The organism is Planifilum fimeticola (assembly GCF_003001905.1).
GTDB lineage: Bacteria > Bacillota > Bacilli > Thermoactinomycetales > DSM-44946 > Planifilum > Planifilum fimeticola.
Genome location: NZ_PVNE01000002.1, coordinates 184145 through 209742 on the forward strand (window position 1 = coordinate 184145; position 25598 = coordinate 209742).

Here is a 25598-nt window from a genome sequence, read left to right on the forward strand (position 1 = left end):
TATATGAAAAAATCGTCCATCATCCTCGCATTCATCGGTCCGGCACTGCTCGTTTATGCCGTATTCGTCCTGTATCCCATTTTTTCCACCTTCTATTACAGCCTGTTTGACTGGAGCGGAATCGACAGCAGTGCCACCTTTTCCGGTTTGTCCAATTATATCGGCATTCTGTCGGACGATGTGTTCTGGCTTTCGCTGAAAAACAATCTGCTGTTGGTCGTCGCATCCCTGTTGACCCAGCTGCCCTTGGGACTTATCCTGGCTCTGCTTTTGTTTTCCCCGATCCGGGGGTTGCGCCTTTTCCGCACCGTCTATTTTCTTCCCCTGTTGATGTCCAGCGTTGCCGTCGGGATTTTGTGGATTTACATCTATGACCCCAATCAGGGGATTCTGAACCGCACCCTGGATCTCGTCGGACTTTCCTTTTTGAAGAGCAGCTGGCTCGGTAGCGAAGAAACCGCTTTTTGGTCGGTGGTTGCCACGGTCTGTTGGCAGTTCACCCCTTTTTACATGATTCTCTTTCGGGCGGCACTCGTCGGGATTCCGGAGGAAATCTACGAATCGGCGAGCATCGACGGAGCCGGTCCCTGGAAAAAATTTCGCCATATCACCCTTCCGCTGCTGCTTCCCACGATCATCACTTCTTCCATTCTGTCCATCATCGGTTCCCTCAAGTATTTTGACTTGATCTTTGTGATGACGGGCGGAGGACCCAACAATTCCACCGAGCTGATGGCGACCTATATGTACAAGCAGGCCTTTTCCTATTTCAATATGGGTTATGCGAGCACCATTTCCTTCGCCATGTTTCTGATCGCCTTCATCGTGACCGTGCTCGTATACTCCCTCGGCCATTTCAGAAGGAAAGGAAATGAGGCCGTATGATCAAGGAGATGAAAAAAATTCCCCTATACGCCTTGGCGATCCTGTTTTTGATATTTACGGGTTTTCCGTACCTGTATATGGTGATGATTTCCTTCAAGAGCCAATCGGATTTTTTTCAAAACCCGGTTTCCTTTTTTACGTCCTTCACATTTGAAAACTATGTTCGGGTATTGCAGATGGATATCCCGAGATATTTTCTCAACAGCATCATCGTTTCCGTCGTTTCCGTCATCGCGGTGGTCATCCTGGCGGCCATGGCGAGCTACCCCTTTTCACGGATGAAGTTTCGTCTGAATCGCCCTTTGTTTTTTCTGTTTTTGGCAGGGATGATGATTCCCGTTCACACGACCTTGATTCCCCTGTATATTCTCGTCAGGGAATGGGGCTGGTACGATACCCTGTTGGCGTTGATCGGCCCGTATATTGCCTTCAGCCTGCCGGTGTCGATCTTCATATTGACGCAATTTATGCAGGAGATTCCGCGGGAATTGGAGGATGCCGCGCGCATTGACGGGTGTTCTCATTTCAAGATGTTTTGGAAGATCCATTTTCCGCTGTCGACGCCGGCGATCGCGACGGTCGCCATCTACAACTTCATACAGATTTGGAACGAGTTCGTCTTTGTCCTGGTGCTGACCTCCAGTCCGGAAAACAAGACATTGCCGTTGGGGCTGCGGGATTTCTACGGGGAGTTCTCCGTCAATGTACCGGGGATCATGGCGGCGCTGGTTTTGGGAACATTGCCCCTGTTGATCGCATACTTCATTTCCCAGGAAAAAGTGGTGAAGGGCCTGGCTGCCGGTGCAGTGAAGGGTTGACAGGATCGGCAGTAGAGGAATTTGTCCGCAGCCTCGCTTTCAGGTGGTGGCGATCGCCGTCCGAGTTTGCTTGCATATTCCGCGTTGGAGCGCGGTGGTGCGCGACCGGTGGATGGATGTCGGGCCCGGGAGCCCGGAGATAATGCTCCGATTTTCGGCCCTTCGGCAAGCATGCGCGGGATTCGGACGGCGGTCCGATGCGGCAGAGAGGACGGAGGAGATGTTGCCTTGCGGTTTCGCAGGGAAGAAAGAGCGGTCCGGATTTTTCGGGGCAATCCGGGATGGGCCGGTGGGGGATGGCGTTCCATCACCCCAAATTGCCGATTGGCCGGACACAGGGACGGATTTTTTTCTATGCCCTTCGGCCACCGCCGAGGGCTTTTTTCTTTGCGCTCGTCTATTCGAGGGTCACCTTTGAGTCGGAAAAGAAGTTTGAGATCGCCAACGAGGAAGCCCCCAGGGCGCTCGAATAAACGCCCAGGTTGGAGAATTCGACCCTCAGCTTTTCCCGGTGGTAAGGCATCAGCCGGTTGCTCAGGACTTTTTTGACCGGATTCACGATCCACTGCTGGGCTTTACTCAGCCGGTTGCCGATGATCACCAGTTCGGGATTGAAGCTGAGGGCGATGTTCATGATCCCGATTCCCAGGTATTCACCGATCTGGTTGAACAGATTGATCACCTCGGTGTGCCCCTCATCGGCCAGGCGGATCAAAGATTCAAGATCGATTTCCCGATTGTCCCCGCCGCGGAACATCGGCAGGGATTTCGCCTGGGACAGCAAGGCGTGCTCCGACGCGTACAGCTCCCAACATCCCTTGTTTCCGCACCGGCACTTTTTTCCGTTTACTTCGATCGTGGTGTGGCCGATCTCCCCGGAGAAGCCGGAGATTCCCTTGTACAGTTCCCCGTTCAACACGATGCCCGTTCCGATGCCGATCCCGACGCTGACATAGACGAGGTCGGAGGCTTCCCGTCCGGCTCCGTACAACTTTTCACCCAAGGCCCCCGTGTTGGCCTCGTTGTCGATCCAAACGGGCACCTGGAATTCGTTGTTGATCACCCCTTTGAGGTCCACATCCTTCCATCCCAGATTGGGAGTGAACAGGACGGTTCCGTCGTTTCCGACAATTCCGGGAATGCCGATGCCGATCCCGATAATGCCGTAGGTGCTGGAAGGGGCCTGATCGATGATCGTCCGCAGGTCTTTTTTCAGCAGGGAAAGGATTTCATCGTACGACAAATCCTGATAGAGACTCGTTTGTTCGAGGACGATATTTCCCTGCAGGTCGGTCAGCACGGTCAGCAGGTAATTGACGCCCAGGTCGACGCCGATGGAATATCCGGCCGCCTTGTTGAACATGAGCATAACGGGACGTCTCCCGCCGCTGGAGCGACCGGGACCGATTTCGTACACCAGGTTGTCTTTCATCAAGTCGTTTACGATGGTGGAGACCGTCCCCTTGGTCAACCCGGTCAATTCGGCGATCTGAGCCCGGGAGATGGGGCAATGGTTTCGGATCATTTCGAGAACGATCGATTGATTGATTTTCTTGATCAGACTTTGATCCCCAGTAACTGGCATGGACAAGCCTCACTTTCTTTGATCATTCAACCATTATACTTTACAGTATCCAATAAACTCGCGAAAAAAGCAAATGAGCCGGTGCCCCGGTATTAATTAGTTAAGTCGATAGACAAAGTTAGTCGGTTGTGTTAAGATGGGAAGAGACAGACGTTTCAGGAAAATGCGAATTGGAGGGGGTCGTGAATGAGTGGGCGGCTGTCCCGTGCTTGGGTGATTTTTGCGGCTGCAGCACTCCTTCTTCTCCTTTCTGCGTGCGGCCAGGATGTCGGTTCCGACGCCGGGGATGATAAAATCACCATCGGCATGTCGATTGATGATCTCCGGCTGGAAAGATGGCAAAAGGACCGGGACTTCTTCATCCAGAAGGCCGAAGAACTGGGAGCCGAGGTGATCGTGCAGTCCGCCAACGGGGATGATGCCAAACAGCTTGCCCAGATCGAGAACATGTTGTCGAAGGATCTGGATGTGCTCGTGATCATTCCGCACAGTTCCGATGCGATGGCCTCCGCGGTCAATCTCGCCAATCAGGAGCAGGTGCCGGTGATCGCCTACGATCGGATGATCAACAATTCCGACGTGGACCTGTACATCTCCTACGACAATGTTCGGGTGGGCGAGTTGCAGGCGCAATATCTGGTGGAAAAGGTTCCTGAGGGAAACTATTTTCTGCTCGGAGGATCTCCCACTGACAACAACGCCAAGCTGTTTCGGGAAGGGCAGATGAAGGTGCTCAAGCCCCTGGTGGACAAGGGCGACATTCAAATCGTCGGGGACCAGTGGGCCAAGGATTGGCAGGCGGATGAAGCGCTCAAGATCATGGAAAACGCCCTGACAGCCAACAAAAACAAGATCGATGCCGTGGTCGCTTCCAACGACAGCACCGCGGGAGGAGCCGTGGAAGCGCTGGCGGCTCAAAACCTGGCGGGAAAAGTGGCCATATCCGGTCAGGATGCCGATCTTGCGGCCTGTCAGCGGATTGTGGAAGGAAAACAGACGATGACGGTTTACAAGCCGATCCGGGAGCTGGCCTTTAAGGCGGCGGAGGCGGCGGTTCGGCTGGCCAGGCAGGAAAAAATCGAGACCACCGATACGGTGAACAACGGGAAAAAGGACGTTCCCGCCCTTCTGCTCTCTCCCATCGCGGTGGACCGGGAGAACATGATGGAGACGATCATCAAAGACGGATTCCATTCCTTTGATGATGTATACAAAAACGTGCCGGAGGCCGAGCGTCCGAAACGGAATTGACAAAGCCGGCCTCTTACAGGGGGGGATCCCGTGCACGTCCTGGAGATGGAAGGGATCACGAAGAAATTTCCCGGCACCCGCGCCTTGGACGGCGTCTCCTTCGCCGTGAAGAAAGGGACGATCCACGCGCTTCTCGGCGAAAACGGCGCCGGCAAATCCACTTTGATGAAAATTTTGAGCGGTGTTTACCCGGCTGGAAGTTATGAAGGGAAGATCCGGATCAACGGGGAGGAAAAACGTTTTCAAACCCCCCGCGATGCGGAAGCGGCCGGAATCGCCGTCATTCACCAGGAGTTCTCGCTCGTCGGGGAGTTGACCGTTTCGGAAAACATCTTTTTGGGCGCTGAACCCTGCAGATACGGCGTGATTGACCGGGAAGCGCTGTACGTTCGGACGAAAAAGTGGATGGACTTCCTCGGGCTGGATCTCGATCCGGAGGCGAAGGTGGGCGGTCTGGGGATCGGACAACAGCAATTGATCGAAATTGCCAAAGCGCTTTCCAAAAACGGCGACATCCTCATCCTGGACGAGCCCACTTCCGCGTTGGCCGATGAAGAGGTCCGCCGATTGATGGGGATTTTGAAGGATCTGTGCGAAAAAGGAGTCACCTGCATTTATATATCCCACAAGTTGAACGAAGTGATGGAGTTGGCGGATGCGGTCACGGTGCTCCGCGATGGAAAAGTGGTGGGCACCTCTTCAATCGAAGCATTGAGCGAAGAAAAAATCATCTCCATGATGGTCGGTAGAAAGGTTGGCGCGCTGTATCCCCAGCGGGAGGGGGTTGCGGGCGAAACGATCCTCGAAGTGAGGAATTACACGGTGTATCACCCGGTTCACAGGGAAAAAAAGGTGGTTCATGACGTGTCCTTCGCCCTGCGAAAAGGGGAGGTGCTCGGATTTGCAGGACTTGTCGGCGCGGGAAGGACCGAGCTGTTTTCCGGCATTTTCGGCGCGTACGGGGGAAAGGCGGAGGGAACGGTGCTTCTCGAGGGAAGGGAGCTCACTCTTCGCCATCCGGGGGAGGCGATCCGTCACGGCATCGTTTATCTTTCCGAGGATCGCAAACGATACGGCCTGTTTCTCGGGATGGATATCAAGAAAAACTTCTCCATGGCATCCCTGGATCGGTTGGTGAAATGCGGGATCGTCGACGAGGAGCGGGAGCTGCGGGAGGCGGAGGAGCAGGCATCCCGAATGCGGGTTAAAATGGCCGACATCGAAATGAGAATCAAGGGTTTGAGCGGCGGAAACCAGCAGAAGGTCCTCCTCGGCAAGTCCTTGATGACCCACCCGAAAGTACTGATCCTGGACGAGCCGACCCGCGGGGTGGATATCGGCGCCAAAGCGGACATTTATCAGATCATCGACGAGTTGAGTCGGGAGGGCGTGGCGGTGGTGCTGATCTCCTCCGATTTGCCGGAGGTGATCGGGATGTCGGACCGCGTCCTGGTGATGGCCGGGGGGAGACTGGTGGGAGAATTTACCCGAAAGGAAGCGACGCAGGAGAAAATCATGGCATGTGTGACGGGAGGGGGCACCTTTGCGTAAAGCGCTGTCCTTCGACATTCGAGCATACAGCTTGATCATCGCCCTGGCATTCATCGCCCTCTTGTTCACCGTTCTGACTGACGGCGATTTCTTGTCGTCCCGCAATCTGTCCAACCTGTTTCGCCAGATGTCCGTGATCTCGATTCTGGCGATCGGAATGACGTTGGTGATCATCACCGGTCACATCGATCTTTCCGTCGGCTCCCTCGTGGGATTGGCCGGCGGAATGGCCGCCATCCTGCAAGTATGGTACGGGTGGGATACGGCTGCTGTCCTCCTGTTGACGCTCCTCGCCGGCCTCCTTCTGGGGGGGTGGCAGGGATGGTGGGTGGCATACCGGGGAGTGCCTTCCTTTATTGTCACCCTGGGCGGCATGCTGATTTTCCGGGGAATCCTCATCGGGATCAGCAAAGGGGAAACCGTCGCCCCCCTGAAGGAGAGTTTTCAGCGTATCGGCCAGAGTTACCTTCCCTATGCCGTCGGTTACATACTGGGTGGGATCGTCATCTTTCTCCTTTTTTTCCTGACCGCCCGCAAAAGAAAAAAGCGGCGGGAGTGGGGGCTGAAGCTGGAAAGTCCCGTTGTATCCTACGGCAAAATGGCGGGGTACTCCCTGCTGATCGTGGCCTTCGTCTACATGATGAACCGCTACCTGGGAATTCCCGTGCCCATCCTGTTTGTCTTCCTCCTGCTCCTGATCTTCGGTTTTGTTCTGAACCGAACCCGTTTCGGCCGGTATCTGTACGCCATCGGCGGAAACAGCGAGGCGGCCAAGTATTCCGGCATCAACGTCAAAAGGCATATATTTGCCGTCTTTGTCATCATGGGTTTGCTTTCATCTCTGGCCGGCCTGATTTTGACGGCCCGCCTCAACGCGGCGACGGTGGGGGCCGGTCAGATGTACGAGCTGGACGCCATCGCCGCCTGTGTGATCGGAGGGACCAGCCTCAAGGGAGGTACCGGAAGCGTGACCGGTTCCCTCATCGGGGCTTTGGTCATGGTCAGCCTGGACAACGGGATGAGCATGCTGGATATCGATGCCTTTTGGCAGTACATCGTCAAGGGACTCATTTTGATCTTGGCCGTCTGGTGGGACATTTCATCGGAAGCGGGGAGTGAGGGATCGTGAGTTTTTTGCTGGGGATCGACATCGGAACCTCGGGCACCAAAACCTGCCTGTTCCGTGAGGACGGGACGGTGATTTCATCGGCCCTTGCCGAATATCCGATGTACCAACCGAAGCCGGGATGGGCGGAGCAACATCCCGAGGACTGGTGGCAAGCGGTCAGGGATTCGGTGGGGCGGATTTTGGCCGAAACGGGCATTTCCGGGAAAGAGATCCGGGGCATCGGTCTGACCGGGCAGATGCACGGCTTGGTGCTGCTGGATCGGGAAGGGAAGGTACTTCGACCGGCCATCATCTGGTGCGATCAGCGGACCGAGGCACAGGCCAAGGGGATGGAGGAGCGGATCGGCAGGGAAAGGATCATTGAATACACGGCCAATCCGCCCCTCCCCAATTTTACCGCCGTGAAGCTGATGTGGGTGAAAGAGAGGGAGCCGGAGGTCTTTGAGCGGATCCACCGCGTTTTGTTGCCCAAGGATTACATTCGGTACAAACTGACCGGGGAATTCGCCACCGAGGTGTCGGACGCCTCGGGGACCTTGCTGTTGGACGTCGCCAATCGGTCGTGGTCCGGGGAGATGATTCGGCACCTCGGGATCCAGAGGGATTGGCTGCCTCGGCTGCACGAATCCCATGAAGTGACGGGAACGGTCCATGCCCAGGGATCCAAGGAGACCGGCCTCGCTGCGGGAACCCCCGTGGTCGGAGGCGGAGGGGATCAGGCGGCCGGCGCCGTGGGGAACGGCATCGTCCGGCCCGGGGTCGTATCCGCGGTGATCGGAACTTCCGGTGTGGTTTTCGCCTTTTCCGAGCAGGTGAAGGTGGATGCGGGAGGGCGGTTGCACACCTTTTGCCATGCGGTGCCTGGGAAATGGCATGTGATGGGAGTGACTCAGGCGGCTGGGGGATCGCTGCAGTGGTTTCGGAATCAGTTCGGTGATGCGGAAAGGAATGTCGCCGATCTGCTGAACAAGGATCCGTACGAATTGTTTTCGGAACAGGCGGCCCTGGTGGAGCCCGGCAGCGAAGGATTGATCTTTTTGCCGTATCTGATGGGTGAGAGGACGCCTCATCTGGATCCGGCCGCGAAGGGCGTCTTTTTCGGTATCACCTCAAGGCACCGAAAGAATCATTTTGTCCGTGCCGTCATGGAGGGAGTCGCCTACAGCCTGGCCGACAGTCTGTCGATCCTGAGGGAAATGGAGCTGAAGGTCTCGGAGGTCCGGGTGTCCGGAGGAGGAGCCCGGAGCCCCTTGTGGAGGCAGATCATCGCCGATGTCTTCGGACACGACGTATACAGCGTGCGGGCCAACGAGGGCCCCGCCTTCGGTGCGGCCCTGCTGGCCGGCGTGGGAACCGGGTTGTTTGCGAGCGTGGAAGAGGCTTGTGAGCAAACCATCCGGGTGGCCGAAAAATGTCGTCCCCTGGGGGAGAACCGGGCGGTGTACGACCGCTATTACCGGCTGTACCGAAAGCTGTATCAAGATTTGAAGGAAGACTTTCGGCTTGTTCACCGGCTGGTCGCCGACCATCATGGTGCCGAATAAAAGACAGGTTTTCCCCGGCTCTTGAAGGAAGTCTTCTTTCACTTCATTTCGGTTTCCATCAATTCTTTCACATAAAAGGAGTGGGGTTACATGACGGATCGTTTTCAGCCGAAACCGGAGGATCGTTTCACTTTCGGGCTCTGGACCGTTGGCAATCCGGGGAGGGATCCCTTCGGGGAACCGGTCCGCACTCCCTGGTCCCCCGTCGAAATTGCGAATGTGTTGGCGGAGGTCGGCGCCTACGGGGTCAATTTTCACGACAACGATCTGGTTCCGATCGACGCTTCCTTTGAGGAGAAGCGGAAGATCGTCAGCGATTTCCGCCGGGCGCTCGAAGAGACCGGTTTGAAGGTGCCGATGGCGACGGTGGACTTGTTCCGGAATCCCGTTTTTAAAGACGGGGCCTTCACGTCCAACGACCCGGAAGTCCGGGCTTACGCTATCCGGAAAACGATCGAAGCGATCGAACTGGGGGTGGAATTGGGCGCGGAAATCTTCGTCCTGTGGGGAGGACGGGAAGGCACCGAAGTGGATGCTTCCAAGGATCCCGTCACGGCGTTGAAGCGTCACCGGGAAGCGATCAACTATTTGTGCGACTACGTTTTGGATCGGGGATACCGCTTGAAGTTCGCATTGGAGGCCAAACCCAACGAGCCCCGCAGTGACCTCTATCTTCCCACGACGGGAGCCATGTTGGGTTATATCGACACCCTCGATCATCCGGAGATGGTGGGGGTCAATCCCGAGGTGGCCCATGAGCGGATGGCCGGGTTGAATGTGTATCACGCGGTCGCCCAGGCGTTGGAGCGCGGAAAGCTGCTCCACATCGATCTGAACGACCAGCAGATCGGTCGGTTTGACCAAGACTTGCGCTTCGGATCGGCGGACATCAAGGGCGCCTTTTTCCTGGTGAAGCTGTTGGAGGATTATCAGTATCAGGGTCCCCGTCACTTCGATGCCCATGCCTATCGGACGGAGGATCTTGAAGGAGTCAAGGATTTTGCCAAGGGATGCATGCGCACCTATCTGATTCTGAAGGAAAAAGTGAAGAGGTTCAATGAGGATCGAGAGATTCAGGATCTGTTGAAAAAGATCAATGCGGGGCGGGAGGTGGCCGGCTTTGAATTCCGGTATTCTCCCGAGGCCCATCGGTCCTTGATGGATTATGAGTTCAGCCGGGAGAAAATGGCTGAGAAATCCATGTACTATGAGCGGCTGGATCAGCTGACGATGGAGATCCTGCTGGGTGTCCGTTGATGCTGGGAAAGCCGTTGGCGGTTGCGCCGCTCGCGAAGTTGCCGCGTTTGCGCGCAACCGCTCAATTTTCTTCCGGTAGCCTTTGACGACAGGAGTGAAGCCATTGCCGGGCGTCATTTCCGATAAGGAACGTCTTTGGCAGGTTGTGTCCGAGGCGGTAGACCGAACCCCCGTGACGGACATGCACACCCATTTGTATGCTCCCGCCTTCGGCTGTCTGGGGTTGTGGGGCGTGGACCACCTGCTTACGTACCATTATCTGATCGCGGAAACGATGAGGCAGACGTCCCTATCCTATGAGGATTTCCGGGCCCTTGACCGAAAGGCGATGGCCGAGCATGTCTGGAGGACCCTTTTTGTCGAGCATTCCCCGTACAGCGAAGCGTGCCGGGGAGTGCTGACCACCCTGGGGCGGCTGGGGATGGATGTTTCCTCCCGGGATCTATCCACTTACCGGAAATGGTACGAAGGCCTGACGTACCGGCGGTTTGTCGATCTGGTATTTTCCGTCGCCAAGGTCAAAACCGCCGTAATGACCAATGACCCCTTCGATCCCGAAGAACGGGAGCTGTGGCTGAAAAAGGGGGATGAGCTGAAAAAGGACCCGCGCTTTCGCTCTTCCCTGCGTATTGATCCGCTGCTTTACGATTGGAAGAACCAATACCGGGTGTTGCGGGAGCTGGGATATGACGTGGGGCCGGAGTTTTCTCCGGGAAATCGTCGGACCGTGGAGGAAACCCTTCGATTTTTGGTCGACTGGGGACGCAGGATGGATGCCCTCTATCTGGCGGCTTCCTTTCCTCCGGATTTTGATTATCCGTCGAATTCCACGGCATCCGACCTGCTGGATCACTGCGTTCTGGAGGCCTGCAGCCGGCTGAACATTCCCTTCGCGATGATGATCGGGGTGAAGAGGAGGGTGAACCCGTCCCTCGGTCTCGCCGGCGACATGGTTGGGAGGGCGAGGGTGGAGGCGGTGGAGCGGATCTGTGCCCGACATCCGGATCGGCGCTTTTTCGTGACGATGTTGTCCCGGGAAAACCAGCACGAGCTGACGGTGCTCGCCAGGAAATTTCGCAATTTGATGGTTTTCGGCTGCTGGTGGTTTTTGAACAATCCTTCCCTGGTGGAGGAGATCACCGAAATGCGGTGTGAAATGCTGGGCACCGCCTTCATTCCCCAGCATTCGGATGCGAGGGTGTTGGATCAGCTGATCTATAAATGGGATCATTCCCGCCGGGTGATCGCCCGGGTGCTCTACCGAAAGTACGAGACGCTGTTCGATACCGGCTGGCGATTGACAACAAACGAGATTGAACGGGACGTGAGCGACTTGCTGGATAGAAACTTCTGGAATTTCGTAAAGGGAATGTGAAAGGAAGGGGGATCAGTATAGAACAATCCGTTTCGGTTTCGATATGGAAATGGGACGGCCGCCCGGGGAGAATGTTTTTGGCGGACTGGGGTCCCTGGGCCGGTGTTTCCACCCATTGCGGGAGGGGTTGGATCCCGACGGGCGCTTCGGTCAACATGTGCGGGTCCTGAAAAATATTTGGAGACCGTGCTGGTGAAGGGGGCTTGTCTCTTCGAAGACGGGGGCCGAAAGATATCCCCCGCCGGCAGCCATTCCTGGTTGATCAAAATCTTCCTTTGCCAGTCTGTCGCCCGTCACATTCTGGGGGTCAAAGGGGAAGAGGCGGGCGCTTGAGGAGAAGGGGGGATTTCATGGACTCTCGCCGGGTTGAAAAGAAGGGCAGGGAATCTGATCCGTGCTGGCTTCGCTATGAACGGATTGAAGACGAAGCGTTGGCGGATCAGTATCGGCAGTGGTGCAAAAAACTGGTGGTTTGCGGAAGCTCCCCGATTCTCGATTCCGCCAGGGAGGAGCTGGTGGCGGGGATTTCCTCGATGCTCGGCATCTCGCCGACCCTCTCCCGTGATCCCCAAGTCTCCCCGTCGTTGGTGATGGCCGCGCCCTCGGAGGGGCGGAACTGGGTGGACCGGCGGTCGTGGGAGGAGATGGGCGAGGAAGGATATCTCTTGAAAACCGCGCATCGCGAGGGAGGTGCATCCCTCCTCCTCCTCGGGAAGTCTGACAGGGGCGTGCTTTATGGGGTTTTCCATCTTCTGCGGCTGATGCAGATCGGCCGGCCCCTTCATTCCCTTGAGATCGTCGAAAATCCGGGAAACCGGCTGAGGATGATCAACCATTGGGATAATCTCGACGGAAGCGTTGAGCGCGGTTATGCGGGCAAATCGATCTTCTATCATGGGGGGCGGATCGCCCGCCGGCTGGATCGCGTCAGGGATTACGCCCGGCTCCTCGCTTCCACGGGGATCAACGCGATTTCCATCAACAATGTGAATGTGGGGCGGGAAGAATGCAGGTTGATCACCGGTTCCCTGCTGCCGGACGTGGCCCGGTTGGCGGACGTGTTTCGGGCTTACGGAATCCGGATGTTTCTCAGCGTCAATTTTGCCAGCCCCATGTGGATCGGCGGACTTCCCACCGCCGATCCGTTGGATCCGGAGGTTCGGCGGTGGTGGCGGGAAAGGACGGAAGAGATTTATCGGCACATCCCCGATTTCGGCGGATTTGTGGTCAAGGCCGACTCGGAACATCAGCCGGGTCCGCTTACTTATGGCCGGGATCACGCGGAAGGGGCCAACATGCTTGCCGAAGCCCTCAGGCCCCACGGAGGGCTGGTCGTTTGGAGGTGTTTCGTCTACAATTTCCAGGATTGGCGCGACCGGTCCACGGATCGGGCCAGGGCTGCCTACGATCATTTCAAACCCCTTGACGGTCGATTTGCCGACAACGTTGTGCTTCAGATCAAAAACGGGCCTATGGATTTTCAGGTTCGCGAACCCGTTTCCCCGCTTTTCGGCGCCATGGAAAGGACGAACCAGATGCTGGAGCTCCAGATTACGCAGGAGTACACCGGACAGCAAAAGGATTTGTGCTTCCTGGTGCCCCAGTGGAAGGAGGTTTTGGATTTTGACACCCATGCCGAAGGAAAGGGGTCGACGGTGAAGGCCGTCGTCGGGGGCCAGGTGTTTCCGTTCCGCTACAGCGGAATCGCCGGGGTGTCCAACGTGGGGGATGACCGAAACTGGACGGGACACACCCTGGCTCAGGCCAATTTGTACGGATTCGGCCGGCTTGCTTGGAATCCCGATCTTTCGGCGGAGGAGATCGCCGAGGAGTGGGTGCGCCTCAGCTTCGGGCACGATCCGCGGGTGGTGCAGACCATCCGCGACATGCTTCTGGAATCCTGGCGGGTCTACGAATCTTACACCGCCCCTCTGGGAATCGGATGGATGGTCAAGCCGGGGCACCATTACGGCCCGGATGTGGACGGATACGAGTATTCCTACTGGGGAACTTATCACTACGCCGATCATCGGGGGATCGGGGTCGATAGAACCGTGAAAACGGGAACCGGTTTTACTGGGCAGTATTTTTCGCCGAACCGCGAAAGGTATGAGTCTCTCGAAACCTGTCCGGATGAACTGCTATTGTTTTTTCATCATGTGCCCTACACCCATCGTCTGAAATCCGGAGAAACCGTGATCCAACACATTTACAACACTCATTTTGAAGGGGTCGAGCGGGTGGAAGACTTCATTCGGCGATGGACCCGTTTAAAAGGGAAGATCGATGAGGAAAGATATGAGCACGTGCTGTCGAAACTTCAGGAGCAACTGGCAAACGCCCGGGAGTGGCGGGACGTCATCAATGCATATTTTTTCAGAAAATCGGGAATTCCCGATGAAAAGGGCCGTAAGATTTATTGATATCCTTGACTGGACATCGGAGGAATGGAAAAGTGCGCATGGTTTTTCGCTGGTTCGGAGCGGGAAACGATACGGTCACCCTGAAGCAGATCCGTCAAATTCCCGGTGTCGAAGGAATCGTTTGGGCGCTTCACCGGATCCCTACCGGTGAAGAGTGGCCGATGGATGAGATCAGCATGGTAAAAAGGCAAGCGGCTGAATACGGCCTGCATGCCGAAGTGGTGGAGAGTCTGAACGTCCACGAGGATATCAAGCTGGGGCTTCCCTCCCGTGACAGGTATATCGAAAACTATCAAAAAACGATGGAGAAGCTGGCGGCCGTCGGTGTAAAGGTGATCTGCTACAATTTCATGGCGGCCTTTGACTGGATTCGCACCGATTTCTACAAGGAATTGGAGGACGGGTCCCGGGCGATGTTTTATGAGCATGAGAAGATCGACCGCATGGATCCGCGGGAACTGGCCGACATGTATTCCCGGGAGTACACGCTACCGGGATGGGATTCGAACCGGTCGAGGGAACAGCTCGTCGACTTGATCGAGCGGTATCGCCAACTGACGGAAGAGGCGCTCTGGGACAACCTCCGCTATTTTCTGGAGGCGATCATTCCGGTGGCGGAAAAGCTCGGAATCCGGATGGCCATCCATCCCGACGATCCGCCCTGGAGCGTGTTCGGGCTGCCCCGCATCATGAAAAACCGGGAGGACCTTCGCAGGCTGATTCGTCTGGTGGACAGCCCCTGCAACGGCATCACCCTTTGCAGCGGGGCCTTGGGTGCCGATCCCAACAACGATGTGGCCGGGATGGTGAGGGAGTTTTCAGACCGCATCCCCTTTGCCCACATCCGGAATGTGAAGGTTTACAAGGATGGTGATTTTATTGAAACCTCCCACCGGGACGGCTCCCTCGATCTTTATGAGATCGTCGAGGCCTATCACGACTGCGGTTTTAAGGGCTACGTCCGGCCGGACCACGGCAGGCAGATCTGGGAGGAGGAGAGCCGTCCCGGTTACGGGTTGTACGACAGGGCCCTCGGCATCATGTATCTATGGGGATTATGGGATGCCTTGGAAAAGGCGGGGAAGCGGTGACCAAGGGGGGATTTTTCCCCTGGAGCGGCTTTTTCGGACAGCCGCGGAATGAAGACTTGATCTTACTGCGATAGGGGAGGGTGAAACGTGCTGCCGATCCATCCCGGATTGAAGGGCAAGGTGGCGGTCATTACCGGCGGGGGAGGCGTTTTGTGCGGTTGCATGGCGGAAGAGCTGGCCAGACAAGGCATGAAAGTGGCGATTCTGAACCGGACGTACGAAAAGGCGGTTCGGGTGGCCGGGCGAATCCGGGATGCCGGCGGAGAAGCTTTGCCAGTCCAGTGTGATGTTCTTCAGGTGGAGAGCGTGAAGCGGGCGGGAGAAATCGTCGGTAAAACGTACGGCCCCTGCGATGTGTTGATCAATGGAGCCGGGGGAAACCGCCCGCAGGGAAGCACCACGAGGGAGACCTTCCGCCTCGAGGATCTGAACAACGAGGAGCTGGTCACCTTTTTTGACCTTTCGCCGGAAGGATTTGAATCGGTTTTCGATTTGAACGTGATCGGCACGCTGATTCCGACCCAGGTGTTTGTCAGGAACATGATCCCCAAAAAGGGGACGGTGATCAACATTTCCTCGATGAGCGCGCCCAGTCCCATGACGAAGGTTCCCGCATACAGCGCGGCCAAAGCGGCGATCAACAATTTCACCCAATGGCTCGCTGTTCACCTGGCCGATGCTGGAATCCGCGTAAACGCCATCGCTCCCGGATTTTTTCTCACGGAACAAAACCGTTATCTCTTGATGCATCCCGACGGCTCCTACACGGAAAGAGCGCAAAAAATCATTTCCCACACGCCGATGAGACGCTTGGGAAGACCCGAGGACTTGTTGGGCACGCTGCTGTGGCTGATTGACGAACGGGCGAGCGGATTTGTCACCGGCATCGTCGTCCCCGTGGACGGAGGGTTCATGGCCTATTCGGGGGTTTAGCGGGGGGTGTATCGGCCGCCGCAGAAGAAAAATGGAGATTGTGAACGGAGGAATCGATCTTGGCCCGTTGCGAAGAAACCGTGTTTCTGGGAGAACCGGCATACCGCGCCGGAAATGATCGATTGGAGATGATTTTGGTCCCGGGGTGGGGCAGCAACGTGATTTCCCTTTTCAGTCGGGAGTGGAACCGGCAACTGCTGCGGGTGCCCCGCTCCGTCGAGGAGTACCGCGCAAGCCCCGTCTTGTACGGCATACCGGTCCTTTTTCCGCCCAACCGGATCGGAGACGGCCGGTTCACCTTCCAGGGGCGGACCTACCGGCTGGAGATCAACGAAAAGGAGCGTCGCAACCATCTCCACGGATGGGTGTACCAGCGGGGATGGGAGCTGGTCAAAGCGGAGGCATTCGGTACATCCGCGGTGTTGGAGACGAGATTCGACACGGAAAAACATCCGGAGATCTACGAGCAGTTTCCGCATCCGTTCACCCTGTCCGTCCGGTACCGCATCGAAGGTTCCACCCTCCATAAGACGGCCACCATCGCAAACCGGGGGACGGAGGCATTTCCCTGGGGCTTTGGTTACCATACGACCTTTCGCTATCCCGTAGAACCCGGCGGATCCCTGGAGAAATGCTCCTTTTCCCTGGCGGCGGATAAGCAGTGGGTCCTGAACGAGCGTTTTCTCCCCACAGGAGAACTGAAAGAAACCGCAATCACTCTCCGGCTGAGGAAAGGGGACAACCTGATGGGCCGCAGCCTGGATGATGCGTTCCTCTCCTCCGGAGCATCGGAAGGGCGAAATGAAGCGGTCATCCGGGACGAAAATGCGGGGCTCATCATCGTTTACGAATGCGATGAGCATTTTCGACACTGGGTGATTTATAACGGAGGCGGAGATCGGGGATTTTTGTGCCCGGAACCTTACACCTGGGTGACCAATGCACCCAACCTGGATCTGCCCCCGTCCCTGACGGGACTCAACATCCTGCGGCCGGGAGAATCCGTGTCCCTGTGCGGCAGGATTACCGTTTGCCGGATCGGGGATTTGTGACGGGAAGGAAGGGCTGCCGGCTTCGGCTGGCGGTCCTTCTCTTTTTTCTCCGGATATCTGGGGTCAAGCGGCTTGTCGGGATTTCCATTCCCGGTGGAACTGTCGCCAAGAAAAGCCGACCACCCCGGCAAACGCCGCGGCGGCGAACAGAAACTCGGCATGGCTTCCCAGTTTGAACAGCAGTGCTCCGAGCAGCGGCCCCGCCGCCATTCCGAGATAGCGGGCGAAATTGTAGCCGCCCATGGCCGTCGCCCGGTTCTCCTGAAAGATGGTGGCGAGGAGAGTGGTTTGTACGGGGAGGGATAATCCGAGGAAAAGGCCGAAGAGGGCGGTGCTCGCCAAGATCAAGGGCAGCGAGAAGGAGGAGCAGCCGACGTAGAGCAGCGTTGCCAGCACGTTGGCGGAGCCGGCGGAGACCAGGAACTTGCGGCGGTCCCATTTCTCCTGCAGGCGTCCGCCCAGAAAACTGCCGACCACGATGCAGAGGGAGAGGGGCAGGAACGACAACCCCTTTTGACTTGAAGACAGGCCGAAGGATCCGGACAGCAGATGGGGAAGGAAGACGAGATAATTGTACAGGGCGTAATACTGGATAAAACCGAGCAGCGCGATGGCCAATCCGGTCCGTTGGGTCACCACCTTGAACATGTCCGCCGGATGAAATTTTTTGGTTTCGCTTTCCGGTTTGGTTTCCGGCAACAGGAAGATATTGGCGGCGCCGATCAGCAGTCCGGTGACCGTCAGGACCCAGAAAACCCCGTAAAAGCCGGTCCATCCGCCGACGATGCCCCCGATGACGGGACCGGCCACCGGCCCCAAGGTGACGAGCATTTGAAAGGTGCCCATCGCCCGTCCCAGCCGTTTTCCCTGGAAAAGGTCGCCGATGACAGTGGTGGCGATCACCGAACCGGCGGCGATCCCCACAGCCTGCAAGGCGCGGAAGAAAATGAGCCACCAGATGGTGGGAGACATGGCGGCGCCGACGGAAGCCCCCGTATAGATCAAAATGCCCGTGAGAAGCACTTTCCGTCTTCCCAAAAAATCCGCCAGGGGACCGTAGACGGGCTGCATGAGGGCGAGCCCGAGGGTGAAGATCGAGATGGTGAGGTTGACGACAAAGGCCGACGTGTGGAAGTGCCTTTGGATTTCGGGCAGCATCGGCGTATAGATGGATTGGGTGAAAGGGCCGAGAAAGGCGGCGAAGGATACCAGATAGACCAACAGGCTTCGGTTCATGGGCTCCCTCTTTTCGAGAACATTGCTCGGACGTTCTTTTCGTTACTCTAATATTTTTGTATACGAATCGTCAAGAGCTTTTCCCGTTCCGCGAACCGGAGAAATCCCGCGCATTCAGGACTTTCGAAGATATTTCGGCGGGTGTGACAGAGGTCACAATAAGGTTCCTTAAACAATTTTATCATTTAAGATGTCCGGTAATTTGATGCTTGGGAGGAGATGGCCATGAAGGAATTTGCAGCGACGATCAAGGTGACGGAATATCCGCCGCACCTGAAGCACAGGGTGATCTTTGAAACCTTTGATCAATTGAAGCCCGGAGAAGCCTTGCTTCTGATCAACGATCACAATCCGATCCCCCTGCGATACCAGTTTGAGTCGATGTATCCCGACGGATTCACCTGGGAGTACCTTGAAGAGGGACCCGAGGTATTCCAAGTGAAAATTGGGAAGAAATAAGGAGAGCCGTGCCATGGCGAAAATCACCGTTGTTGACGAAAAAACGATCAAAATCGCGGTGGAATTGGAAGATGCGATCACCATGATCCGTGAGGCGGAGAAGGATGTGGAGCGCTATGCCAAGGACATTGTGACGATCTACGAGAAGATGCCGGAGTTTCAATTTGTCCATTTCTGCTTTTATGCCTACGACAGCGCCGCCCTGTTTGAACACATGTTGGGAGCCGATCCGAAGCAGTACCTCTCCTTTTCCCTCGATGCGCCCGATGCCTTCTTCTACGCCCTTTACGGCGGGATGGCGGCTCTGTACGAACGGGCGAAGGCGGCGCTTCCTCCCGTCGTCACGGATCGGTCGCAGTGAGGAGATGATCAAGATGGGAGAACGCACGGTGGAGTTGGATGTCCGACCTTACCTGCGTAAAAAACTGGAACCCTTCAAGCTGATCATGGACACGGTGAAATCCCTCGGTCCGGAAGACACCTTCGTTCTGCACGCCACCTTTAAGCCCACACCGCTGCTGGGCGTCATGAAGGCCAAGGGTTTTGCCTACAAAACGGAGAAGCTGGCAAAGGATCATTGGGTGGTGACCTTCGTATCCAAGGAACGAAAAAAGGAATTGGGGGAGATGGGGGCGGCCGAAGAGAGGCTTCCCTCTTTGCAGAAATCGAAGGCGGACCCATCCCGGGACGGGACTGCGGATTCACCCCAGACCATTGAACTGGACAACCGCGGGCTTGAACCCCCACAACCGATGATGCGCACCTTGAATGCCCTGGAAAAGTGCCGGAAGGGGGACCGGGTTGTGATTCACAACGACCGGGTTCCCGTGTTCCTGTTGGAGGAGCTGGACTCGCTGGGATATCCCTACGAGATCGAGGAACAACCGGACGGTTCGGCTCGGGTGACGATCCAAAAAATGTAAAGGATGGCTTGTGATGTTTCGCCTCCCTTTTCTGTTTATCGCAACGGGACTTGCCCTGTTCGGACTGTTCAACCTCGCGACCCTCCTGCAGGCGTCCGGATGGATCCTCCAACCGCCGCGGAGCCCCTCCGGTTGGCTTTTTGCCCATTGGCTGATCCTCGGCTGGGCGACGATGATCGCCATGGGGGCGGTGTATCAGCTCATCAGCGTGGTGCTTCAGAGGGACGTGTTCAGCCGCCGGCTGGGGTATGTCCAGTTCGGCGTCTACTTTGCCGGGGTCCTCGGCCTGCTGACTGGATTCGGCTTTTTCCGGGTGCAGTGGATCGCCCTGTTCGCCGTGCTGGCCTTGCTGGGCATCCTGCTGTTTGTCCTGAATATCGGACTGACGATCCTGCAGGCCGCCCGGTGGAATCCGATCACCCTCAGCTCGGCTACGGCGCTTCTTTACCTCCTGCTTACGGGGCTGGCCGGATTTTTGATGGGAATCAATTTCGCGTTCGGACTGTGGCCTGAATGGCATGACCCGCTCTTTTTCAGCCATATCTGGATGGGGACGGTCGGGTGGTTTGGTCTGTTGATCACCGGCTTCAGCTACAAAATGCTGCCGATGTTTTATCTGGCGCACGGCATCTCCGACCGTTTGCCCCGCATCATCGCATGGCTGTGGAACGCTGCGGTTCTGGCGGGAGTCGTTCTTTTTCTGGCGGGATTTCCCGCCTTTGGCTTCGGCCTTTCCCTCGGCCTGCTGACCCTGGCGGTGTACGCTTACAACTTTTATATAACGAAGGTGCGCAAGGCGCGACACAAAAAGAATCCCGGTGGCGGCATCCGGGCATCCGTCTACAGCGCGCGGGCGCTGGCTGTCATCTGTTCGGCGGCGCTGGCGCTCATGCTGATTGCCCCCGATCTGGCGAAGGATGAGCGGTTCATTGTCATCTTCGCCTGGGCTTACCTGTGGGGTTGGGTTGCCATGACGATTCTCGGGTATTTGTCGAAAATCGTTCCCTTTCTCTGGTGGACCCACAAATACGGTCCCCGTGCCGGGAAGGAGAAGACCCCCACGATGGGCGATCTGCTGGATGACCGACAGGCGGCCTTTGTGTTGGCAGGCGTGGGATTGTGCCTTTTGGCCGTGATGGTCGGTCTGGGGATGGAGATGGCGGTTTGGACGCGGTGGAGTCTCGGTGCCCTTTCGCTCTTCTCGCTGTATTATGCATTTCTGATCGCGAGGGTGTTTGCCCGCTAGCCGGGAACCGTTGGACAGAGGAGGTGGCCAAAGGTGATTCATCTGAAGCCGGAAGAGATTCGCGAGCTGCTGCGGGAGGTTTACGATCCCGAGCTCGGAGTCAACATCGTCGACCTCGGGCTCGTGTACGAAATTCGGAATGACGACGGAGACGTCTATATCCGCATGACGCTGACCACGCCGGGATGCCCGCTGCACGATACCATTACCCGTGCAGTCGAACGGCTGCTTGAGGGACAGCCGGGGATTCGCTCCGTCAAAGTGGACATCGTCTGGAATCCTCCCTGGTCGCCCGACAAGATGTCGGAAGAGGCGAAAAGGCAACTGGGCTTCTTTGGCTGATCCGACGAAAAAAGCCGCCCCTCGGCCGGGGGCGGCTTGGTATTGTCATCGGGGAGTTTGAACCGCTTGGGGCTCATCGCTTTCGGGCGTCCGCCATCCGGACGGTCCCGGCAAGGGACTTACTTTCCGTATCCTTCCCGGTGGACCACCCGTTCCAGCGGGTACATTTCCTTTGGATTCGGCACTTCATCGGGGAATCCGAAGCCCAAAACGGCCACCACCCGGTGTTGATCGGGGACTCCCAGAAGCTTCCTGACCCGATCTTCCCGTCTCTTCGATTCCGCCTCATCCTCGGAGTGGTAAACGGCTCCCCAGGCGGCACCGAGTCCCAGCGAAACGGCGGTGAGCCAGGCGTACCCCCCGGCGATGGATGCGTCCTGCAGCCAATATTTGCTGACATCCGGCCTGCCGATGATGACGATTCCGACGGCGGCTTGTTCAAGCCATTTCATGTAGGGAGTGGTCGGAGTGAGGGATCGAAGCATTTCGCGATCCTTGACGACGATGAATTCCCGGGAGGGAAGGTTATTTCCGCTCGGGGCCAGATACAGGGATTGAAGCAATGCATCCATCAGACGGTCCGGAATCGGATCGGGTTTAAAACGGGTGATTTCCCGACGCTTTTCGATGGCGGTCAGGACATCCATTCAAAATTCCTCCTTTATTGATTTAAAGTAGATCATAATATAAATCCATCTAATTGGATAGGCGTTTGTGCATTTATTATTTCGAAAAAGCGCCATCCTGAAGGGTGATGGCGCTTCCGGCACCGCTGATCCGTTATTCTTCTGCTTTGTCGGGATCTCCGTCCATCGGCTGTGAGGAAATTTTGATCGATCCGGTGGGACAACCGGTATGGGCATCTTCCAGTTCCTCGTACAGTTCTTCGGGAACTTCCACCACTCCCCGGTTGTCGTCCCCTTCCAGGATGTTCTCGGCCAGCCCTTCATCATCATAGTCAAAGATGTCGGGTGCGGCCGCTCCGCAAGCTCCGCAGGCGATACATGTCTCTTTATCCACCAGGGTGTATTTGGCCATATCCGTATCCTCCTCTCTCCACTCCATGGCCTGTGGATCCGCGAGCCCGTCAGATTTCGTTTGGACGTGCGGAAGAACGGCGAAGAGTCCGTTCACCTCAATTGAAACCCATCCTTGAACATCCTTCTGTGATCCTGCTCACAATCCGGTCAGGCGGGGAAGGGTGCCGAAAACACAAAGATCCGCCGCGGCCACCCGCGGCGGATCTCTGGATCATTGCATTCCTTTCTGCAGCCACTGGGCGACCTGGACGGTGCGCCGGGCTTGATGTTTGACCGCGTCTTTCACGTCTTCTTTCATGTTTCCATCCTGGTCGACCGTGACGCTGGTTCCGTAGGGATTGCCTCCGCCCGCAAAAATGGAGGGATCCGTGTAACCGGGTGCGGCGATGATGGCTCCCCAATGCATGAACGTGGTATACAGGGCCAGGATGGTTTGTTCCTGCCCCCCGTGCGGGTTCGAAGCGCTGGACATGGCGCTCACCACTTTGTTGGCCAGTTTCCCTTCGGCCCACAGGCCTCCCGCGGTGTCCAGGAACTGCTTCATCTGGGAAGGTACATTCCCAAACCGGGTGGGAACGCTGAAAATATAGGCATCCGCCCACTCGAGATCCTCCAGGGAGGCAACCGGTTCATTTTTCGTCGCTTCATGGTGCGCCTTCCAAGCGGGGTTTTGTTCGATGGCCGACTCCGGGGCCAGTTCCTGCACCTTTCGGATCCTCACTTCGGCTCCGGCTTCTTGCGCCGCTTCGGCCGCCCATTTCGCCAGCTGGTGGTTGGTCCCGGTGGAGCTGTAATAGAAAATAGCAAGCTTGACGCTCATGTCGTATTCCTCCTTATAATGTTGCATGTTTTTGATACTCGGTCCTTCTTTAATCTGTAATCTGTCCTTTTCGGCTGATTGTGATAAGCTCAGCGCCTCCTTCGACAAACACCTCCTTTTCGGGGTGAGGGATGGAACCAATTATCCTGAGTTCATGTATCTTGAAATCAAGATAAAAACCCAAAATAAATCAGGTTTCCAAGGAGAAACCCAATTTCTTCAACAAGGAAATAAGGATTTGCTTTTCTTCCGGCGAGAGCGCTTGGAAAATTTGCTGAACGGCTTTTTTGTGCTTGGGAAATATCTCTTTCATTAACTGTTTGCCGCCGTCGGTGATGGTTGCATAGACGACCCGGCGATCCGTCGGGCAATTTCTGCGGCATACCAGGTTTTTCTCTTCCAATTTGTCGATGACGTAGGTGATGCTTCCGCTTGACAAGAGGATTTTTTTCCCGATTTGCTGAATCGGTTGATCGCCTTTGTTGTACAAAAGCTCCAGGACGGCGAATTCCGTCGTGTTCAGGTTGTGGCTTCGAATGTCTTCCTTTAATTTTTCCGCCACCCTGTGAAAGGCCCTCGAAAAAACAATCAGCAGTTTCAGAGACAATTCCTCATCATGGGAATGAAAGGATTCCATCGCGTCTTGAAGTCCTCATTTCAATATCTTGAATTCGAGATAAATGATAACCAAGATGAATGCCCGTGTCAACCGGAGGCAAAAAAATTGACTTTTCGAAACCCTTTTCACTACATTTGAATTGAGACAAGGGTTCTCGGCGTTGTCCGAAAAACGTGAGGAGGGACCGGAGTGCTTTTCGAAAACTGTCGACTGATCGATCTGAGCCTTCCGATCGAACACGAAGCCGTTTCCGAGCCGATGCCCGCCCGGATTCGGTACATCACCCATGATGGCGAGGGTTTGGAGCAGATGAAGCAGCTTTTTGGCGTGCAGCAAGAGGATCTGGTCTGGTCCGGCGGACTCGGCTGGGCCCTTGAGGAGATCACGGCGATCACCCACACCGGCACCCATGTGGATGCGCCCTATCACTACCATCCAACTTCCGGGGGCCGCCCGGCCCGACGAATTGACGAGCTTCCCCTGGAATGGTTTCTGGCGCCGGCGGTTCGCCTTGATGTTCGACATATCGAGGCGGGCAGGCGGATCCGGGTTTCCGATCTGGAAGAGGCCCTGGCCGGGATCGATTACCGGCTGCGGCCCGGCGACGTGGTCCTCCTCATGACCGGGAGGGACCGGTTTTGTCACAGCCCGGAGTACTACCGCCAGCCGGGATTGGGGCGTGAAGAGGTGTTGTGGCTTGTCGATCAGGGGGTGCGGGTGATCGGCATCGATGCCTACACCCTGGACCGACCCTTTGCGGACATGGTCGCCGATTACAAAAAAACCGGCGACGGCCGACATATCTGGCCGGCTCACTTTGCCGGAATCGAAGCGGAATACTGTCAAATCGAAAAGCTGGCCAATCTCGACCGGATTCCGGTCGACCACGGCTTCTGGATTTCGTGCTTTCCCGTGAAAATCGCCGGAGCGAGCGGGGCATGGTGTCGGGCGGTGGCCATCGTGCCGGAGCAGACGGAAGGGGGAAGGTCGACGTGAAGCTCCTGTCCTTTCAGCTTCAAACACCGGACGGCCCTGCGGCGCGGATCGGAGCCCTGGTGGACGGCGACCGGGTGGTCGACCTCACGTCCGCCTGCTACGTTCAACTGCTCATGGATCGAAGTTGTGACCCCCGGGCGGCGGCCCGAATCGCCCGGGCCCTGGTCCCTCCCGACATGGTGGCCTTCATCGAGGGGGGGGAAAGGACGCTGGATGCGGCGCGGGAGGCCCTCAACGCGGTTCTGAACGGGGATGAGCTTCCGACGGAAACGAAGGTCATTCATCCCCTCAAATCCTTAAAGCTGCTTCCGGCGGTTCCCCGTCCCCCGATGTTCCGGGATTTCATGGCCTTTGAAGAGCATGTGAAGGGGTCGGTGCAGGCGATGGGATTGGGGGAAGTGCCGAAGATGTGGTATGAGTTTCCCGTATTTTACAAGGGAAACGTCCAATCCCTGGCCGCCCACGGGGAAGACGTTCTTTGGCCGTCCTACAGTCGGCTGTTGGATTTTGAATTGGAGATGGCGGCGATCATCGGGCGCAGGGGCGCCGATATCCCGGAGGAGCGGGCCGGGGAGCACATTTTCGGCTTTACCATTTTGAACGACTTCAGCGCCCGGGATGTCCAGGGGCAGGAGATGAGCGTGGGGCTGGGGCCGGCAAAGGGGAAGGATTTTCGAACGGGGACCGCTTTGGGTCCGTGGATTGTGACGGCAGATGAACTCCCCGACCCCTACAACCTGAGGATGAGGGTGCGGGTCAACGGCGAAGTGTGGTCCGAGGGGCGTTCGGGAACCATCCACTGGCGTTTTGAGCAGATGATCGCCCATGCGTCGCGGAGCGAGACCCTCTATCCGGGAGAGGTTTTTGGATCGGGCACCGTGGGCCGCGGTTGCGGGCTGGAGCTCGGGCGCTGGCTGAAGCCGGGCGACGTGGTGGAGCTGGAAATCGAGGGGATCGGCGTGCTCCGCAACCGGGTGGTGCGTCCGGGCCGGTGAATCGGCGGATCAAAGGAGGCGGAAAACG

Annotated in this window: 26 protein-coding genes; 20 read left to right on the forward strand and 6 right to left on the reverse strand. The window is 56.8% G+C overall.

The genetic code is table 11. The annotated features are described in order from the left end of the window. Window positions 1-3: 3 nt before the first annotated feature. Together CLV97_RS02290 and CLV97_RS02295 are read left to right on the forward strand one after the other, a co-directional pair. Window positions 4-885, forward strand: coding sequence for a carbohydrate ABC transporter permease (locus tag CLV97_RS02290; RefSeq protein WP_106343901.1), 882 nt, complete (start codon window positions 4-6; stop codon window positions 883-885). Beyond that, on the forward strand, window positions 882-1703 hold the full coding sequence (locus CLV97_RS02295) for a carbohydrate ABC transporter permease (RefSeq protein ID WP_106343902.1): 822 nt from the start codon (window positions 882-884) through the stop codon (window positions 1701-1703). Before CLV97_RS02290 ends, CLV97_RS02295 begins: the two co-directional genes overlap by 4 nt. 397 nt (window positions 1704-2100) lie before the next feature. Here CLV97_RS02295 and CLV97_RS02305 read toward each other — a convergent pair whose 3' ends face one another. Continuing rightward, window positions 2101-3288 (reverse strand): ROK family transcriptional regulator, encoded by a 1188-nt coding sequence (locus CLV97_RS02305; RefSeq protein ID WP_106343904.1) that lies wholly within the window; start codon window positions 3286-3288, stop codon window positions 2101-2103. A 186-nt stretch (window positions 3289-3474) separates the two neighbouring features. Between CLV97_RS02305 and xylF the strand changes: the two genes are divergently transcribed. The 11 genes from xylF (at window position 3475) to CLV97_RS02355 (ending at window position 16894) form a co-directional block, all read left to right on the forward strand. Further along, window positions 3475-4539, forward strand: a complete 1065-nt coding sequence (gene xylF / locus CLV97_RS02310; protein ID WP_106343905.1) for a D-xylose ABC transporter substrate-binding protein — start codon at window positions 3475-3477, stop codon at window positions 4537-4539. 45 nt (window positions 4540-4584) lie between these two features. Next, complete coding sequence (locus CLV97_RS02315; protein WP_106343960.1) at window positions 4585-6090, forward strand: xylose ABC transporter ATP-binding protein; 1506 nt, start codon at window positions 4585-4587, stop codon at window positions 6088-6090. Next, entirely contained in the window at window positions 6083-7219 is a 1137-nt protein-coding gene (locus CLV97_RS02320; RefSeq protein WP_106343906.1) for a sugar ABC transporter permease, read from the forward strand. The genes CLV97_RS02315 and CLV97_RS02320 overlap by 8 nt, the downstream gene beginning before the upstream one ends. Further along, window positions 7216-8763, forward strand: coding sequence for a xylulokinase (xylB, locus tag CLV97_RS02325; protein ID WP_106343907.1), 1548 nt, complete (start codon window positions 7216-7218; stop codon window positions 8761-8763). The genes CLV97_RS02320 and xylB overlap by 4 nt, the downstream gene beginning before the upstream one ends. A 90-nt stretch (window positions 8764-8853) precedes the next feature. Continuing rightward, window positions 8854-10020 carry a xylose isomerase gene (xylA, locus tag CLV97_RS02330; RefSeq protein ID WP_106343908.1) on the forward strand — a complete coding sequence of 389 codons (1167 nt, stop codon included), beginning with the start codon at window positions 8854-8856 and terminating at the stop codon, window positions 10018-10020. Between the two features lie 103 nt (window positions 10021-10123). Next, window positions 10124-11395, forward strand: a complete 1272-nt coding sequence (locus CLV97_RS02335) for a glucuronate isomerase (protein ID WP_245891331.1) — start codon at window positions 10124-10126, stop codon at window positions 11393-11395. Between the two features lie 192 nt (window positions 11396-11587). Next, window positions 11588-11728, forward strand: a complete 141-nt coding sequence (locus CLV97_RS18030) for a hypothetical protein (protein ID WP_170070334.1) — start codon at window positions 11588-11590, stop codon at window positions 11726-11728. Window positions 11729-11745: 17 nt separating this feature from the next. After that, window positions 11746-13818 carry an alpha-glucuronidase family glycosyl hydrolase gene (locus tag CLV97_RS02340; protein ID WP_106343909.1) on the forward strand — a complete coding sequence of 691 codons (2073 nt, stop codon included), beginning with the start codon at window positions 11746-11748 and terminating at the stop codon, window positions 13816-13818. A gap of 32 nt (window positions 13819-13850) precedes the next feature. Then, window positions 13851-14909: a mannonate dehydratase gene (gene uxuA / locus CLV97_RS02345; protein ID WP_106343910.1), complete on the forward strand. Its 1059-nt coding sequence runs from the start codon at window positions 13851-13853 to the stop codon at window positions 14907-14909. Between the two features lie 87 nt (window positions 14910-14996). Continuing rightward, window positions 14997-15842 carry an SDR family oxidoreductase gene (locus CLV97_RS02350; protein WP_106343911.1) on the forward strand — a complete coding sequence of 282 codons (846 nt, stop codon included), beginning with the start codon at window positions 14997-14999 and terminating at the stop codon, window positions 15840-15842. A gap of 59 nt (window positions 15843-15901) precedes the next feature. Then, window positions 15902-16894, forward strand: a complete 993-nt coding sequence (locus CLV97_RS02355; protein WP_281257567.1) for an aldose 1-epimerase — start codon at window positions 15902-15904, stop codon at window positions 16892-16894. A 63-nt stretch (window positions 16895-16957) separates the two neighbouring features. Here the strand turns inward: CLV97_RS02355 and CLV97_RS02360 are convergent, their stop codons facing one another. Next, window positions 16958-18130: an MFS transporter gene (locus tag CLV97_RS02360; RefSeq protein WP_106343912.1), complete on the reverse strand. Its 1173-nt coding sequence runs from the start codon at window positions 18128-18130 to the stop codon at window positions 16958-16960. Between the two features lie 225 nt (window positions 18131-18355). On the opposite strand from CLV97_RS02360, the gene CLV97_RS02365 reads away from it, so the two are divergent. From CLV97_RS02365 to CLV97_RS02385, 5 genes are read left to right on the forward strand one after another with little or no spacing between them, the layout of a single operon-like run. After that, a complete protein-coding gene (locus tag CLV97_RS02365; RefSeq protein ID WP_106343913.1) occupies window positions 18356-18589 on the forward strand; it encodes a DUF2249 domain-containing protein in 234 nt (77 codons plus the stop codon). Window positions 18590-18602: 13 nt separating this feature from the next. After that, complete coding sequence (locus tag CLV97_RS02370) at window positions 18603-18950, forward strand: hypothetical protein (protein ID WP_106343914.1); 348 nt, start codon at window positions 18603-18605, stop codon at window positions 18948-18950. A gap of 13 nt (window positions 18951-18963) precedes the next feature. Beyond that, window positions 18964-19512, forward strand: coding sequence for a DUF2249 domain-containing protein (locus CLV97_RS02375; RefSeq protein ID WP_106343963.1), 549 nt, complete (start codon window positions 18964-18966; stop codon window positions 19510-19512). A gap of 13 nt (window positions 19513-19525) precedes the next feature. After that, complete coding sequence (locus CLV97_RS02380) at window positions 19526-20758, forward strand: hypothetical protein (RefSeq protein ID WP_106343915.1); 1233 nt, start codon at window positions 19526-19528, stop codon at window positions 20756-20758. A 36-nt stretch (window positions 20759-20794) separates the two neighbouring features. After that, window positions 20795-21100 carry a metal-sulfur cluster assembly factor gene (locus CLV97_RS02385; RefSeq protein WP_106343964.1) on the forward strand — a complete coding sequence of 102 codons (306 nt, stop codon included), beginning with the start codon at window positions 20795-20797 and terminating at the stop codon, window positions 21098-21100. A 119-nt stretch (window positions 21101-21219) separates the two neighbouring features. Here CLV97_RS02385 and CLV97_RS02390 read toward each other — a convergent pair whose 3' ends face one another. The 4 genes from CLV97_RS02390 to CLV97_RS02405 all read right to left on the reverse strand — a co-directional run bounded on the left by CLV97_RS02390 (window position 21220) and on the right by CLV97_RS02405 (window position 23597). Beyond that, a complete protein-coding gene (locus CLV97_RS02390; protein WP_106343916.1) occupies window positions 21220-21747 on the reverse strand; it encodes a nitroreductase family protein in 528 nt (175 codons plus the stop codon). 133 nt (window positions 21748-21880) lie between these two features. Further along, the gene (locus tag CLV97_RS02395; RefSeq protein ID WP_106343965.1) at window positions 21881-22138 is read right to left on the reverse strand and encodes a ferredoxin; all 258 of its coding nucleotides are present in this window, start codon (window positions 22136-22138) and stop codon (window positions 21881-21883) included. 213 nt (window positions 22139-22351) lie between these two features. Next, window positions 22352-22960 carry an NAD(P)H:quinone oxidoreductase gene (gene wrbA, locus CLV97_RS02400; RefSeq protein ID WP_106343917.1) on the reverse strand — a complete coding sequence of 203 codons (609 nt, stop codon included), beginning with the start codon at window positions 22958-22960 and terminating at the stop codon, window positions 22352-22354. 190 nt (window positions 22961-23150) lie between these two features. After that, on the reverse strand, window positions 23151-23597 hold the full coding sequence (locus tag CLV97_RS02405; RefSeq protein ID WP_106343918.1) for a MarR family winged helix-turn-helix transcriptional regulator: 447 nt from the start codon (window positions 23595-23597) through the stop codon (window positions 23151-23153). A gap of 171 nt (window positions 23598-23768) precedes the next feature. Here CLV97_RS02405 and CLV97_RS02410 point away from each other — a divergent pair, with 171 nt between their 5' ends. Both CLV97_RS02410 and CLV97_RS02415 read left to right on the forward strand, forming a co-directional pair. Then, window positions 23769-24575 (forward strand): cyclase family protein, encoded by an 807-nt coding sequence (locus CLV97_RS02410; protein WP_211295654.1) that lies wholly within the window; start codon window positions 23769-23771, stop codon window positions 24573-24575. Beyond that, on the forward strand, window positions 24572-25570 hold the full coding sequence (locus tag CLV97_RS02415; RefSeq protein WP_106343919.1) for a fumarylacetoacetate hydrolase family protein: 999 nt from the start codon (window positions 24572-24574) through the stop codon (window positions 25568-25570). Before CLV97_RS02410 ends, CLV97_RS02415 begins: the two co-directional genes overlap by 4 nt. Window positions 25571-25598 lie beyond the last annotated feature (28 nt).

Coding starts and splice junctions, on each gene's coding strand:
- CLV97_RS02290 (WP_106343901.1), top strand. CDS start 4: ATGAAAAAATCGTCCATCATCCTCGCATTCATCGGTCCGGCACTGCTC.
- CLV97_RS02295 (WP_106343902.1), top strand. CDS start 882: ATGATCAAGGAGATGAAAAAAATTCCCCTATACGCCTTGGCGATCCTG.
- CLV97_RS02305 (WP_106343904.1), bottom strand. CDS start 3,288: ATGCCAGTTACTGGGGATCAAAGTCTGATCAAGAAAATCAATCAATCG.
- xylF (WP_106343905.1), top strand. CDS start 3,475: ATGAGTGGGCGGCTGTCCCGTGCTTGGGTGATTTTTGCGGCTGCAGCA.
- CLV97_RS02315 (WP_106343960.1), top strand. CDS start 4,585: ATGGAAGGGATCACGAAGAAATTTCCCGGCACCCGCGCCTTGGACGGC.
- xylA (WP_106343908.1), top strand. CDS start 8,854: ATGACGGATCGTTTTCAGCCGAAACCGGAGGATCGTTTCACTTTCGGG.
- CLV97_RS02340 (WP_106343909.1), top strand. CDS start 11,746: ATGGACTCTCGCCGGGTTGAAAAGAAGGGCAGGGAATCTGATCCGTGC.
- CLV97_RS02360 (WP_106343912.1), bottom strand. CDS start 18,130: ATGAACCGAAGCCTGTTGGTCTATCTGGTATCCTTCGCCGCCTTTCTC.
- CLV97_RS02365 (WP_106343913.1), top strand. CDS start 18,356: ATGAAGGAATTTGCAGCGACGATCAAGGTGACGGAATATCCGCCGCAC.
- CLV97_RS02370 (WP_106343914.1), top strand. CDS start 18,603: ATGGCGAAAATCACCGTTGTTGACGAAAAAACGATCAAAATCGCGGTG.
- CLV97_RS02375 (WP_106343963.1), top strand. CDS start 18,964: ATGGGAGAACGCACGGTGGAGTTGGATGTCCGACCTTACCTGCGTAAA.
- CLV97_RS02380 (WP_106343915.1), top strand. CDS start 19,526: ATGTTTCGCCTCCCTTTTCTGTTTATCGCAACGGGACTTGCCCTGTTC.
- CLV97_RS02390 (WP_106343916.1), bottom strand. CDS start 21,747: ATGGATGTCCTGACCGCCATCGAAAAGCGTCGGGAAATCACCCGTTTT.
- CLV97_RS02395 (WP_106343965.1), bottom strand. CDS start 22,138: ATGGCCAAATACACCCTGGTGGATAAAGAGACATGTATCGCCTGCGGA.
- wrbA (WP_106343917.1), bottom strand. CDS start 22,960: ATGAGCGTCAAGCTTGCTATTTTCTATTACAGCTCCACCGGGACCAAC.
- CLV97_RS02405 (WP_106343918.1), bottom strand. CDS start 23,597: ATGGAATCCTTTCATTCCCATGATGAGGAATTGTCTCTGAAACTGCTG.